The sequence below is a fragment of the Salinicoccus halitifaciens genome, assembly GCF_021026095.1.
Lineage (GTDB): Bacteria > Bacillota > Bacilli > Staphylococcales > Salinicoccaceae > Lacicoccus > Lacicoccus halitifaciens.
In genome coordinates this window covers 17,663-31,825 of record NZ_JAJNCU010000005.1, presented here as the reverse complement: position 1 = coordinate 31,825, position 14,163 = coordinate 17,663, and the positions used below count along the sequence as shown (strand labels likewise).

Sequence of the window (14,163 nt, the reverse complement as noted above, 5' to 3'; positions counted from 1 at the left end):
GGGGACTGTCCATATGGGCAGTCCTTTTTCAATGGCTTTATTCCGGAGGGGAAAAGCAGTATAATTGAATGATGAATTGTGAACGAGAGAGGATGAATATTTTGGCAAAAAGTGTAGTGCTTGCTGAAAAGCCTTCGGTCGCCCGGGACATCGCCCGCGTGCTGAAGTGCAGTAAAAAAGGGAACGGTTTCCTTGAAGGGGATAAATATATTGTGACATGGGCGCTCGGCCACCTGGTGACCCTGCAGGACCCGGAGCGTTACGATAAGAAATACCAGAAGTGGAACCTGGCGGATCTGCCGATGCTGCCGGAGCCATTGAAGCTCACGCATATACCGCAGACGACAAAGCAGTTCAAGGCGGTGCAGACGCAGCTGAAGCGGAAAGATGTGGATGAAATCATCATCGCGACAGACGCCGGACGTGAAGGCGAGCTCGTAGCCCGCTGGATCATCGACTACGTGAAGGTGAACAAACCGATTAAACGTCTGTGGATATCTTCCGTCACCGACAAGGCGATTTCGGAAGGATTCAAAAATCTGAAGCCCGGCAATAAATACCGCAACCTGTATCAGGCGGCCGTTGCGAGGAGTGAGGCGGACTGGTATGTCGGGCTGAACGCGACCCGTGCGCTGACGACGAAGTTCAACGCACAGCTGAACTGCGGGCGCGTCCAGACACCGACGCTTGCAATCATCGCAGCGCGCGATGAAGAGATCAAAAACTTCAAGCCGAAAACATACTACGGTCTTGAGGTTGCGACGGATAAGCTGAAGTTCAAGTGGAAGGACGGCAATAGCTTCTCGACTTTCAATGAAGACAAAGTAGATGCCATCGAGAAGAAATTGAAGGCGGATCAATTAACCGTGAAAGATGTCGTCAAAAAGAAAAAGAAGCAGTTCGCACCGGGCCTGTATGACCTGACCGAACTGCAGCGGGATGCGAACAAGATTTATGGCCTGTCGGCAAAAGAGACGCTGCAGACGATGCAGGGACTGTACGAAAGGCATAAAGTGCTGACGTATCCGCGGACCGACTCGAAGTTTATTTCCGAGGATATCGTGCCAACTTTGAAGGAACGTGTCCAGGCGAGCGGCATCGGCAATTTCCGAAAAGTCGCAACCCATATTCTGCGCGCGCCGATCAAAGGGAACGGTTCGTTCGTCAACGACAAAAAAGTGAGCGACCACCATGCGATCATCCCGACCGAGAGCACTGTGCATTACAGTGATTTCAGCGAGCGGGAAAAGCGTGTATATGACCTGGTCATCCAGCGTTTCATGGGCGTCCTGCTGCCGCCTTATGAGTATGAGGAGACAACGGTGACCGCCGAAGTGAACGGTGAGGTGCTCGAGACGAAGTACAACCGCGTACTGAAGCAGGGCTTCAAGATCGCTTATACAGAAGAAGCGGAAGGGAAGACCGTGGATGTCGAAAAGGGTGAGATGCTTAAAATTAAGAGTGTGAACAAGACGACCGGTGAAACGACACCGCCGCCAAGGTTCACTGAAGCATCCCTCCTGCAGGCGATGGAGAATCCGGCTAAATATTTCAGCATGGACAAGACCCACAGCAAAACACTGAGCGAGTCCGGCGGGCTCGGGACGGTTGCGACACGTGCGGATATCATCGATAAACTGTTCAACACGTTTTATCTTGAGAAGAACGGCCAGGCGATCAGGATCACCTCGAAAGGCAGGCAGCTGCTCGACCTTGCGCCGGAAATTTTGAAATCCCCGGTGACGACGGCGGTATGGGAGAAGCAGCTCGAGCGTATCGAGCGCGGAGAGCTGGATAAGCAGAAATTCATTGATAATATGAAGAAGCATACGAAAGACATCGTCGCTGAAGTGAAGGCAAGCGATAAGACATTCAAGCACGATAACATTTCCGGCCGTGATTGCCCGGACTGCGGCAAACCGCTGCTTGAAGTGAACGGCAAGAAAGGCAAGATGCTCGTCTGCCAGGACCGCGAATGCGGCCACAGGAAGAATGTCGCGAAGATCACGAACGCCAGATGCCCTAAATGTAAGAAGAAGCTCACATTGAGCGGCTCGGGCGACGCCCAGATATTCACATGCGTATGCGGCCACCGCGAAAAATTATCAAGCTTCGAAGCGCGCAGGAAAAAGGAAAGTAAAGGCCGCGTCGATAAGCGCACCGTGAACAAATATCTGAAGAAGGATGAAGAAGCGGAACCGATCAACAACGCCCTCGCCGAACAGTTGAAGAAACTGAAGCTTGGGGAGTAGCTGGGGTTACCTTTATCGGCCAAATGGGAGTCGGTTCGGCCGATAGAACGACCCCATCGGCCAAGTGGGAGTCGGTTCGGCCGATAGGATAGCCCCATCGGCCAAGAAGAAGTCGGTTCGGCCGATAGAAGAGCCCTATCGGCCAAATGAAAGTTGGTTCGACCGATAGAAGAGCTCCATCGGCCAAGCGGGAGTCGGTTCGGCCGATAGAAGAGCCCCATCGGTCAAATGGAAATTAGTTTGGCCGATAGCCAGCCGCAGCACATATTCAAATCATGAAAGGCGGGTACGAATATATGAAAGTCATCGTTGATGCGGATGCCTGTCCGGTGAAGGATATCATCTTCAAAGAGACGGCTCATGAGAATATCCCGGTCACCCTGGTATCGAGCATTTCACATTTCTCCAACCAGGATGTGCCCGCCCATGTTGAGACGATTTATGTGGATGCGGGCCGGGATGCGGCGGATTTCAAGATCGTTGCGCTCACAAAAAAAGACGACATCGTCGTCACGCAGGATTACGGGCTTGCATCCCTGCTCCTGCCGAAGGGTGCGAAAGTACTGCACCATAAAGGGTTCGAGTATGATGCGATGAACATCGACCACCTGCTCGACACGCGCCATATGAGCGCTGCAATCCGGCAGGCGGGCGGCAGGACGAAAGGCCCGAAGCCGTTTTCAAAAGAGGACCGGGAGACATTCCGGGAATTGTTCCGTAAAATAATAAAACCCTCCGATTGAGGAGGGTTTACTTAATCAGGACAGGCGGGGAAGATCACGCCTGTCTTTCTTTTTCTCTTATATAGTTGAAGACGACTTCATCCTTCTCTTCATCGTACTCCACGGAGAGGTCATGGTCGTCGAAGAACCATACATCCGTTTCATTGACGTAAAACTCGATGCCGTCCTTCTCATATTCGACTGCCTTTTTCCTGTCATCTTTATCTAAAGTAAAAGCGAGTGAATAACCTTCGCGTACGGCGCTGTCGCCGTAAATCTGGACAAAGAAACGCACTTTGTCGCCGGATTCCAGTTCCACATCATCTTTAAACCACTTAAGTGCCGCGTCTGTTACTTTTAATTTCATATTACACTCTCCCTTTGATTGATGACATATTTAAATCATTTCCTCAATCCTATATCTATTTACGGAAAAGTGCAAATATTTCGCTATTTAAATTTCATCTTCCGGTTCATCCGGCGCATATTCCAAAATATCCCCCGGCTGGCAGTCGAGTGCCCTGCATATCGCATCAAGCGTCGAGAACCTCACGGCCTTCACTTTACCAGTCTTCAGATTGGAGAGGTTGACGATGGATACGCCGATTTCGTCGGCCAGTTTTCCGAGCGGCATCTTCCTGTCCGCAAGCACCCTGTCGAGTCTGACTATAATCACATTAATCACCCCTCCTAAACTGTCGCATCATATTCTTCCTGCAGGAAAGCACCGTATTTGAACACTTTGGCGAGTATCCATATGATGATGCCGCTGAACAGGAGCATCAGGTTGAATTCGATGCTCAGCTGGTCGACGCCGAATACCAGCTGTTCGTTCAATTCTGATGAAATTTCCGCCAATGAAAATGTCTGCATCATCAAATATCCGACGGCCAGATCGGCCAATGCATCAATCACAGTCAAAATAATCACGGTGTAGGCGGCAATCTCTATGAAGCGGCTGTTTCTGACCGTGAAAATATTGCCCTGCTTCAAGTTGTACAGCCATCTGTTGACGGAAAACAATATTACTGCGATGGCTGCAAGATAAAGCAGAAAGGCAGCGAGTGTGAGCAGGATTGCCGTCTGATCCAGTGCAATCGTCTCAAGATAGGCGTCGGTGACCTCGAGTGTGAGACCTGTCGTTTCATATGTGCCGGTCACGGGCAGGTCCGTCAGCCTGTTTTCGATGGCGGCGAAAGGAATGAACGGCACGGCAATGATGCCTCCAAGCAATACAAGGATGCCGAGCGCAACGAATGCGAGTGGGATGTAGGAAAGCACGTAGAGCACATTGACCATGGTCTTGAAACGTTTGTGGATGAGCGTGTGATCTGCCATCGGTAATTCCTCCTTATGGTTTGTGGTTACATTATACACCGAAATTTAACATAAGGCAATAAATATTTAATGATAAACATTAAATATTTTATCTAATGCATTAAAGAAAGGATACGAATAAAGTACTTAGGATTTCATATCGGCGGCCAGGGGCCTGAAATGTTAAGAATTGATTAATTGCCGCCATGCTATGGATTTCATATGAAAATCCTGTTAACTTTAGACTACAAAACTATTATTATGGAGGCTTCTATGTCTAACGAATCTCAATCAAGAGTGAACAGGAACCGGGGGCAGGGTAATCTGCTTGAAATCCTGCTGACGTCACTCCGCCTGGGCCTCACCTCTTTCGGCGGGCCGGTGGCGCATCTTGCATATTTCAAGGATGAATATGTCAATAAAAAGAAGTGGCTGGATGATAAATTATATGCGGACATCATCGCCGTCTGCCAGTTCCTGCCGGGGCCGGCGAGTTCGCAGGTCGGCATATCGATCGGGATGCTGCGGGGCGGCATACCGGGCGGGATACTCTCGTTCCTCGGCTTCACCGTACCGTCGGTCATCGTGCTGATCATCTTCGCATTGATGTACCAGACGTTCGATCTGGAAGGTGCTGTCTTCATCAACAGCCTGAAAATCGTGGCAGTCGCAGTCGTGCTGCACGCTTTGATCGGCATGGGACAGAACCTCGCACCGGACATACCAAGGATGCTGATCGCAATCGGTGCCGCGGGTCTCATGCTCATATATCCGAACGCGTGGATCCAGATTTTGACCATCGCTATAGGAGGCGTCGCCGGTTACATACTCTTCAGGGACAAGGCGGAAAATAAACTCACGGACTTCAAATTCAATCTGACACGGAACATCGGCATCATCTCATTTGTCACGCTCATCGGACTGTTGATCCTGCTGCCGATATTGAATTCTTTGTTCGACAATGAGTACTTGAACATATTCGACATCTTCTTCCGAGTCGGTTCGATCGTCTTCGGCGGCGGGCATGTGGTGCTCCCGATGATTGAGCGTGAAGTCGTGCCGACGGGCCTCGTCACGGCCGACCAGTTCCTTGCGGGCTACGGTATGGCGCAGGCGGTGCCGGGTCCTTTATTCACGTTCGCAAGCTACCTCGGCACGGTGATGCTCGGTACGACGGGCGGCATCATTGCGACAATCGCGATGTTCCTGCCGTCATTCCTGCTCGTGATGAGCGCACTGCCTTTTCTGAATGTGCTGCGCGGAAATAAAAAGTTTCAGAGCGTCCTGATGGGCGTCAATGCCGCTGTCGTCGGCATCCTGCTCGCGGCGTTCTATAATCCGGTGTTCACGAGCGGCATCAATTCGGGTGCTGACTTCTTTTTGGCGCTGTTGCTGTTCTTCATGCTGTTCAAGATGAAGATGCCCGCCTGGATGATCGTTATCCTTGGTGTTGTAGTGGGATATCTATTACAATTATTACCGGGCATTTAACAATTTGAGACCAGAGAAGGACTGAAGATTTTGTATATACTATTATTCGTTTTATTTGCAGGCTTGATCCTGAAGTCATTCCATACACACTATATATCGAAGACGAAGCGTTATTTTTCCTTCGATGACAGAAGATATACCGGGGAGGATGATTTCCTGAAGATCAGCGAGTTGAACATCAAACAGCTTGAGCGCATCTTTCTGTATCTTATGCTCGTGACGTATCTTCTCGCCCTGGTGATCTTCATCTTCACGGGGAGTGAAGTTGCGATATGGGTGCTTGCGACGGTGCTCGCATGGCAGTTCGTGCTCAGTGCGCTCGTCGACTTGAAGCTGTATTCAGCATTTCATGATAAAGGTCATCTGTTCATGGTGGTCATATGGCTCGTCCTGATCATCGTGCTTTACTACGGCTTATCGCGGATTGACATCGTTTTATAAATTATGAATGGAGCAATGTTTAATGAGCAGTCAGAAGATTATTTTCTTTGATATTGACGGGACGCTTTACAATGATGAAAAAGTGGTGCCTGCCTCCACGAAGGAAGCGGTGAAGGCGGCGCAGGACGCCGGGCATATCGCAGCCATCGCGACGGGGCGTTCGCCTTTCATGTATGAAGATCTCCGTGCGGAGCTCGGCATCAGCACGTTCGTCAGCATGAACGGCAACTATGTGGTGTTCGAGGATGAACTGATCCACACCAATCCGCTGGATGCAAAAAGGCTCGAGGACATCACGGCGGTGGCGATGGAGAATGACCATCCGATCGTCTACCTGGATGATGAGAATATGCATTCGAATGTGCCGGAGCATGATTATATGACTGAAGGCATCGCATCCCTGAAGCTCGGCTACATGCCGGGCCATGACCCGGAGTATCATATCGGGCGCAGCATCTACCAGTCGCTATTGTTCTGCCCGAAAGGGGAGGAGGGTGTCTATCAGGAGCATTTCACCGATGCATTCCAGTTCATCAGATGGCACACCTATTCGATGGATGTTTCACCGAAGAACGGCTCCAAAGCCGAAGGCATCAAAAAAATCGTCGAGAAAATGGATGTCGACATCAAGGACGTCTATGCATTCGGCGACGGGGCGAATGACGTCGAGATGCTCAGGTATGTGCCGAACAGTTTTGCGATGGGCAATGCGCGCGAGGAGATCAAGGCGCACGCAAGGCATGTGACCTCAAGCGTGGATTCGGACGGCATCATGAACGGCCTCCAGAAGGCGGACCTGATCTGATATAAGATCTTTTATGTTTAAACCCATGATTACCGGGAAAAATAATAGTGTGACGCTACGATGGATAAAGATAGATATTGAACCGTACGCTATAAATTATCATTGAGGAAAGGTGATTTCATGGTACAGGTAACTGAAAAGAACAAAGTGATCGAATCATTGAACAGACAGCTAGCGAACCACACGGTGTTATGGGGCAAACTCCATAACTTCCACTGGTATGTAAAAGGCGCACATTTCTTCTCGCTGCATGCGAAGTTCGAGGAACTGTATGAATCGACTGCAGTCATTGTGGACGATCTTGCAGAGAGGATCCTTGCTATCGGCGGACAGCCGATCGGTAAACTGGCGGAGGCGCTTGAAGAAGCAGGCATTGCCGAAGCGGAATACGGCCTGGACGAAGGTGCCATGGTCAAGCAGCTGATCGACGATTATGAACTGATCAAAGAAGAGCTGAAAAGCGGTGTGAAAGAAGCAGAAGACGTGGGCGATGACGCAACGGCCGATATGTTCATCGGATATATCAAGGACATCGAGAAGAACAACTGGATGCTTCAGGCTTATATGGGTGAAGAAGTCAAAAAGTAAATATCTCCACGAAAAAAGGGAAGCGGATGCTTCCCTCTTTTTTTATATGGATTCGACGAACAGGTACTTCCCGAGCGTCATGCTGATCTGGATTTCATCCCCATTCTTCACGATGACGAGAGTGATCAGGTCGATGTCCGCGTCCACCTCTTTGACAATCACTTCATCACCGATGTTCAAATGCTGGTTCCTGAAATAGTTCACCAGCTTCTCATCATCGACGATCCTTGAAATCATGAACTTTCTGCCGGGTTCGGCATCGGAGATGGTGATGGTCCGGTCTTCCTGGACATCCATCTGACTGGTCCGGATGGCACCGCCGTGCGGGCAGAACTCCGGATAATCCAGGTACGCCTCCAGTTTCCGGGCGACTGCGTCACTTGTGGAATGTTCGAGCAGTTCCGCTTCCCTGTGGACATCGTGGATGCCGAAACCGAGATTCTCGAACAGGAAGACTTCCCATAACCGGTGTTTCCGGATGATCTGCTTGGCACGTTCCGTGCCTTCCTCCGTTAAAATGCTGCCTTTGTAGGGCATATAATCCACCCAGCCGACTTTGACGAGGCTGTGCATCATTTCCGTGACGGTGGGCGGGGATATCTGCAGGCGGCCTGCAACTTCCTTATTCGGGACGCGCATGAAACGGCCGCCGAGCTCGAATAATATTTTGATATAATCTTCTTTTGTAGGACTCAAAGCGTACACCTCCGCTGTACAACACTCTCTTTATCATCTTACCGCTAAAACTAATGAGCTTTCAAACCATATTTTATGCGGGAGTAGTGCGTGAACTCCTCCCCCCTGACGGTCAGTCTGTAGCGGTCTTCCGCCCTTGTGACGTAACCTTCCACTTCGAGTGTTTCCAGCTGCTTTTTAGTCTCCGGTTCCGTGAGGCTGAAATGTCTGGAAATCTCCCCCGGGGTGACTGTTTCGTGTTCGTCTTCATTCATCAGCATCAGAATCATCGCATGCATGAATTCCTTCCTCTGCCTGCGTTTCTTTATTTTCAGGACGATGTAGCCGTCCGGTTTGAATAAAAACACGATCGTGAAGATGATGAAGGCGACTGACGCGGTCGCACCCGACATGGAGAGATCAAGGTTGTACCCGATCAGATAGCCGAGCGTGCTGTTCAGCACGGCGAACAGGGCGGTCAGATAAATCAGATGGTCCAGCCGTTTCACGATCAGATAGGCCGTCAGCACCGGTGCCACAAAGAAGTTGATGACGAGTATCGCACCGACGGCATCGAATGCGGCAACCGCGGTGATGGATACGAGCGTCATCAGCATATAGTAGATGAGCGTCGTGCTGAAACCGATGACGTAGGCGAATTTCGGGTCGAATGAAGAGACCTTCAGTTCCTTGTAGAACAATGCCACAAAGGCGCCGTTCACGATCAGCAGTATGCCGAGCTGCCAGAGCGCCCTCGGGATGCTGAAGCCGAACACTTCTATCCGGTTCAGCGGGGCGAATAAAACCTCGCCGGCAATGACGACATCGATGTCCAGATGGACATGGTCGGCATATCTCGAGATCAGGATGACCGCGAGGGCGAAAAGTGCGGTGAAGACGATGCCGATCGAGGCATCATTTTTTATCAGGTCCGTCTGGTTGATCAGCTGTATCAGGTAGACGGTGAGCACCCCGACAAGTGCGGCACCGATGATCAAAAGCGGTGAACGTATATCCTGTGTGATGAAGAATGCGAGCACGATGCCGAGCAGTATCGTATGGCTGATCGCATCCGTCGTCATGGCCTGATTCCTTAAAACCAAGAAGACGCCGAGGATGCTTGTGGCGAGCGATGCGATGATCAGTACTATCAGAACTTCGATCATGTAGCATCACCCCGCAAATTGAATTTCCTTGTGACAAGGCCTCTTTTTCCAAACATCATGGAAATGAAGACGAGGACGCTCATCACCAGAATGATCGACGGGCCGGTTGCGAAACCGGCGTAGGCCGTGCTGATATATGTGCCGATGAATGCGGAGACCGCACCGGATAATCCGGCAATCAGCAGGACGATATTGAAGCGGTCCGACCATAAGAGTCCGATCACACCGGGGGCGATCAGCAGGTTGACGATCAATATTGCACCGACCGCCTTCAGGCCGACAGCGATCAGCAGTATGGTCATCGACAGCACAAGCACGTTGACGAGTGCCGGGTTGATGCCGATCGTCGAGCTGTAGACGGGGTCGAACGTGTATATCCTGATCTGCTGATAGAAGATCATGAACAGGAGCAGGCTCGCAACCGATGCGATGATGATCAGCCAGACATCGAGCCTCAGCATATAGGCGGCCTGGCCGAAGATGTAATCATCGATGCCCTGGGTGTTGCTGAACCCGGGGTTGCCTTGGACATAGCTTTTCAGCGCCATGCCGAAACCGAAAAATGATGACAATATCAGGGCGAGCGCCCCGTCGAGCGTCACTTTCGAATGGTTTGTGATCAACTGTATGAAGAAGAAAGCAATGACGCCGAAAATGATTGCACCTATGGTGAGCGGTAACGTATCCGTGACACCGACAAGCATGAATGCAAGGATGACGCCGGGGAATGTGGCATGCCCGATCGCATCGCCGATCAGGCTCTGCCCCTTGATGACACTGACGGTGCCGATCACTCCCGCGGCAAAGGACAGTATCGTCGTCCCGATCGCCACGATCAGGAATGTATAACTCGACAGCAGTTCCATCAGCCCGCACCCATTTCCATATAGGCTTTATCGATGTTTTCCTTTGTCCACACATCCTGTATGTCACCGGCGGCGATGACGGACTTGTTCATGATCACGGCATGGTCGAAGTACTCTTCGACGGTGTCGAGGTTGTGGTGCACAATCAGGAATGTCTTGCCTTCCTGCTGCAGCGACTTGATCGTTTTGATGATCAATTTTTCGGTGGTGATGTCGATGCCCTGGAGCGGCTCATCCATGATATAGATTCCGGCATTCTGGCAGATCGCACGGGCGAGGAAGACGCGCTGGCGCTGTCCGCCCGACAGTTCACTGATCTGGCGGTTTCTGAATGCTTCCATCTTCATCACCCTGAGGGCGGACATCGCAATCTCACGGTCTTTTTTATTCGGCCGTTTCAGCCAGCCTTTGTGCACGTACCTTCCCATCATGACGACATCGAGCACGGTCGTCGGGAAATCCCAGTTGACTTCGCCTTTCTGGGGCACATATGCAATTTCCTTAAGCGCCTTCCTGCTTTTTGAACCATTGATCCAGACTTCCCCGGATACCGGTTTGATCAACTGCATGATCGATTTGATCAGCGTCGATTTGCCGGCACCGTTCGGTCCGACGATCGCAGTGATGCTGTTTTCCTTTAAAGCCATGTTCAAGTGCCATATGGCAGGTTCGTCATCATATGCGACGATGAGGTCATTCACTTTAATAATATCCTTATCCATATAATAACTCCCTATTTCAGATTATCGACGATCGTATCGATGTTGTGTTTATACATGCTGATATATGTGTCACCCGGCGACCCGGCAGGGGCGAGTGAATCGGACAGGAGCGCTTCATCGTCCCCGCTGATCACTTCGACTTCACCACCGGCCGAAGTGACGATTTCCTGCAGGCGGGTCATGCGGTCTGGGTTGGTGGTCGATTCGAGGAATATGGCATTGATGTCATTTTCCAGGATCAGGTTCGCCGTCTGCTGGATCTGGTTGTTGGACACTTCCGAATCGGTCGAGAACCCCTGCGGCGCATGCACTTCTATGTCATAGCTTGCGGCGAGGTAGCCGAATGCATCATGCGGCGTGATCAGGATGCGCGATTCTTCGGGGATTTCCTCAATGCGGTCTTCGACATAATTATCGAGGTCATCAAGTTCCTCAAAGTAATCTTCGAGATTCTCCCGGTACTGCGCTTCATCACCCGGGTTCTTCTCGATCAGGACATTCATTACATTGGTCATCGCCTCTTTATAGAGGCCGATGTTGAACCAGAAATGGGGATCCACTTCGACCTCCCCTTCCTCTTCCATCGTTTCAAGTGATGAAGTGTCCAGATCATCGGCAATGGGAATGCCCGTCTCGAGCAGGTCAATCATCCGCCCCTCGAAGTTGAGCCCCTGGTACATGATGAAATCCGATTCGTTGATCTTGATCAGATCACTTGCCTTCGGCTGGTATACGTGGGGATCCTCCCCGGCGGGGATGATCAGTTCGACGTTGAAATGATCAACATCCTCCTCCAGCACCGAAACCATGTCATACAAAAATGTCGTGGTGACTGCAAACTGCGGCCTGCCGTCGTCCGAGGCACTACCGCTTGTGCTGCCGCATGCGGTGAGCAGTATTGTCAAACCTGTAAGCAATAAAAAAATCCCTCTCATAAGGAAACCTCCCTCCATTAAATATGGGTTATCTAATTTATAAGTTAGGATACCCTAAACTCACGGACGGGTCAACTGAAAACATGGAGGGAGGAGGAAGAGGAGAGAGCGCGTCGGCAACGTTGAGTGTTGAAATCGGCGAAGGTTACGAAAAAGGGGCGCGGATCCGCAACCTTGACCCGGAAATTGACAGGAGGTTACGAAACTGGGGTGTGGATTCGCAACTTTGATCTGGAAACCGACAGAGGGTTGCGAAAAAGAAGGTTGAATCCACAACGTTGACCCGGAAACTGACAGGAGGTTACGAAAGTGGGGTGTGGATTCGCAACGTTGACCCGGAAACTGACAGGAGGTTACGAAACTGGGGTGTGGATTCGCAACGTTGACCCGGAAATTGACAGAAGGTTACGAAACTGGGGTGTGGATTCGCAACGTTGACTCAGAAAGCGGCGGAGGGTTACGAAAAAGGGGTGCCGATCCGCAACCTTGACCTCGAAACCAACAAAGGGTTACGAAACAAGCTGACAACACAAAAAAGCCGCTGCAGATCAACAGTCTGCAGCGGCCCTGAATTTTATTCTAGTCGTCTTTCCTGATGTTGTATTTCCAGGCTTTGTCCCTGTCCATCATTCTGATGGCGGCATAGACGAGGATGAACTGGATCGCAATGATCGGTATGCCCATCATGCCGGAAATCACTTCGAGCGGTGCGAGTCCGCCGATCTGCATCAGCACAAGTGCGAGTGCCGTAATGATGACGGCCACCAGTATGCGGACGAATTTCGACGGGTCCTGCTTACTCATATTCTCCTTACTTGTGTAGGCGGCAATGGTGAACGTCGTCGAATCAAGCGTGGTGATCAGGAAGATCGTCGCGATGATGATGAAGAGCACCATGATGATCGTCGACAGCGGCAGCGTTTCAAGGATGACCGGTATGATTGAAGTCGGATCATTTTCATCCGCGAGCGAAAGCACATCGATGTTTCCGGTCAGCTGACCATGGACGCCGATTCCGCCGAGGATGCCGGTTGCCACCCATGAGAGTGCGGTCGGTGCCACCATATAGGTCAAAATCATTTCCTTCACCGTGCGTCCTCTTGAAATCCTTGCCGCAAAGACGCTGTGCAGCATCGCCCATGTGGCGTTGTAGGCAAACCAGAACACCAGATGGTTTTTGATGAACGATGTCTGTTCGATTGCGGTGGCTTCTGTAAAGAATGAGAACGTCAAATAGTTTCTGAGCACATGCCCGACGGTTTCCGTGAAGAAGTCCATGATGAATATCCCGGGTCCGACGATCAGTATGAATAGGGCGAGTGCCGCTGCCAGGTAGATGTTGGCGATACTCAGCCGCTTGATGCCTTTCTCGATCCCGACGTATGCACTGATTGAAAACAGGAAGACCCAGATGATCGTGACGATCATCGTCATGGTGAATGTCACTTCCGTATCCAGGAGTGCAGCAAGGTTCGTCGTGATGATCGGTGTTCCGAGCCCGAGAGTGACCGCAGCACCGGAAAGTATGCTCACAAGGAATAGAATATCGAGCAGGGTGCCGCCGAGGCCGTCGGTGAACTTATCCCCGAATAAAATTCTCGTCGCTTCGGAAATGCGCATCATCGGCCGCTTTTTAACATGGACGATATAAGCGATCGCCGGAGCGGCCATGACGAAGACGGAGAAAGTCTGGAGGCTCCATATGAACATCCCGTAGGAGTTGCCCCATAACATCGATTCCGGAGAACCCGCTTCAATGCCGACAGGCGGATTGTTGGCGATATCCGCCCACTGGATCATCCCCGTCCTCATGATCGTGGAGCCGAGCCCCATCGCAATAAGTAAAGCTGAATACTGGAACAGTGTGAAATCCGGCTTTTCCGCAGGGTCACCGAGCACGACTTTCCCGTATTTCGAGAAAGCCAGATAGAGTCCGATGAACACCAGGATGTTTGCATACCATATGTATCCCCAGCCGAAGTTCGTGACGATCGCATCGAATATGCTGTTCAGCAATTCGAGTGATTCCGACTCGTACAGTCCAAAGGGGATGCTGATGAGTATGATAATGATTACAGAAGGAATTAATATGCGTTTCTCCACCAATTTCCATCGGTTTTCTTTTCCATTCAAATCTCCCACTCCCTTTTTACTCTCGTATTCCCAGATTGTCACACATTAAA

The 14,163-nt window shown here is 50.8% G+C and carries 15 protein-coding genes; 6 read left to right on the top strand and 9 right to left on the bottom strand.

The features are described from left to right. Nucleotides 1-101: 101 nt before the first annotated feature. Both LPW40_RS10180 and LPW40_RS10175 read left to right on the top strand, forming a co-directional pair. Nucleotides 102-2,252, top strand: coding sequence for a DNA topoisomerase III (locus LPW40_RS10180; protein ID WP_230822151.1), 2,151 nt, complete (start codon nt 102-104; stop codon nt 2,250-2,252). 296 nt (nt 2,253-2,548) lie between these two features. Continuing rightward, a complete protein-coding gene (locus tag LPW40_RS10175) occupies nt 2,549-2,995 on the top strand; it encodes a YaiI/YqxD family protein (protein WP_230822150.1) in 447 nt (148 codons plus the stop codon). Between the two features lie 34 nt (nt 2,996-3,029). On the opposite strand, the gene LPW40_RS10170 is transcribed toward LPW40_RS10175, so the two are convergent. The 3 genes from LPW40_RS10170 to LPW40_RS10160 form a co-directional block, all read right to left on the bottom strand. Then, nucleotides 3,030-3,341: a HesB/YadR/YfhF family protein gene (locus LPW40_RS10170; RefSeq protein WP_230822149.1), complete on the bottom strand. Its 312-nt coding sequence runs from the start codon at nt 3,339-3,341 to the stop codon at nt 3,030-3,032. Nucleotides 3,342-3,428: 87 nt separating this feature from the next. Beyond that, nucleotides 3,429-3,650 carry a helix-turn-helix domain-containing protein gene (locus LPW40_RS10165; RefSeq protein WP_330166192.1) on the bottom strand — a complete coding sequence of 74 codons (222 nt, stop codon included), beginning with the start codon at nt 3,648-3,650 and terminating at the stop codon, nt 3,429-3,431. 14 nt (nt 3,651-3,664) lie between these two features. Beyond that, nucleotides 3,665-4,312, bottom strand: coding sequence for a DUF2975 domain-containing protein (locus LPW40_RS10160; protein WP_230822148.1), 648 nt, complete (start codon nt 4,310-4,312; stop codon nt 3,665-3,667). Nucleotides 4,313-4,564: 252 nt separating this feature from the next. On the opposite strand from LPW40_RS10160, the gene chrA reads away from it, so the two are divergent. From chrA to LPW40_RS10140, 4 genes are all read left to right on the top strand, one after another. Continuing rightward, nucleotides 4,565-5,782 (top strand): chromate efflux transporter, encoded by a 1,218-nt coding sequence (gene chrA / locus LPW40_RS10155; RefSeq protein WP_230822147.1) that lies wholly within the window; start codon nt 4,565-4,567, stop codon nt 5,780-5,782. Between the two features lie 30 nt (nt 5,783-5,812). Continuing rightward, nucleotides 5,813-6,223: a hypothetical protein gene (locus tag LPW40_RS10150; RefSeq protein ID WP_230822146.1), complete on the top strand. Its 411-nt coding sequence runs from the start codon at nt 5,813-5,815 to the stop codon at nt 6,221-6,223. Nucleotides 6,224-6,245: 22 nt separating this feature from the next. Continuing rightward, nucleotides 6,246-7,028, top strand: coding sequence for a Cof-type HAD-IIB family hydrolase (locus tag LPW40_RS10145; RefSeq protein WP_230822145.1), 783 nt, complete (start codon nt 6,246-6,248; stop codon nt 7,026-7,028). Nucleotides 7,029-7,148: 120 nt separating this feature from the next. Beyond that, nucleotides 7,149-7,616: a Dps family protein gene (locus LPW40_RS10140; protein WP_230822144.1), complete on the top strand. Its 468-nt coding sequence runs from the start codon at nt 7,149-7,151 to the stop codon at nt 7,614-7,616. Between the two features lie 42 nt (nt 7,617-7,658). Here LPW40_RS10140 and LPW40_RS10135 read toward each other — a convergent pair whose 3' ends face one another. The 6 genes from LPW40_RS10135 to LPW40_RS10110 form a co-directional block, all read right to left on the bottom strand. Continuing rightward, on the bottom strand, nt 7,659-8,321 hold the full coding sequence (locus tag LPW40_RS10135; protein ID WP_230822143.1) for a metal-dependent transcriptional regulator: 663 nt from the start codon (nt 8,319-8,321) through the stop codon (nt 7,659-7,661). A gap of 41 nt (nt 8,322-8,362) precedes the next feature. Next, nucleotides 8,363-9,457: a metal ABC transporter permease gene (locus tag LPW40_RS10130; protein WP_230822142.1), complete on the bottom strand. Its 1,095-nt coding sequence runs from the start codon at nt 9,455-9,457 to the stop codon at nt 8,363-8,365. Then, nucleotides 9,454-10,323, bottom strand: coding sequence for a metal ABC transporter permease (locus LPW40_RS10125; protein WP_230822141.1), 870 nt, complete (start codon nt 10,321-10,323; stop codon nt 9,454-9,456). The genes LPW40_RS10130 and LPW40_RS10125 overlap by 4 nt, the downstream gene beginning before the upstream one ends. After that, a complete protein-coding gene (locus LPW40_RS10120) occupies nt 10,323-11,045 on the bottom strand; it encodes a metal ABC transporter ATP-binding protein (protein WP_230822140.1) in 723 nt (240 codons plus the stop codon). The genes LPW40_RS10125 and LPW40_RS10120 overlap by 1 nt, the downstream gene beginning before the upstream one ends. Before the next feature lie 11 nt (nt 11,046-11,056). Continuing rightward, complete coding sequence (locus LPW40_RS10115) at nt 11,057-11,980, bottom strand: metal ABC transporter solute-binding protein, Zn/Mn family (protein ID WP_230822139.1); 924 nt, start codon at nt 11,978-11,980, stop codon at nt 11,057-11,059. 579 nt (nt 11,981-12,559) lie between these two features. Continuing rightward, nucleotides 12,560-14,122, bottom strand: a complete 1,563-nt coding sequence (locus tag LPW40_RS10110) for a BCCT family transporter (RefSeq protein ID WP_413776006.1) — start codon at nt 14,120-14,122, stop codon at nt 12,560-12,562. Nucleotides 14,123-14,163 lie beyond the last annotated feature (41 nt).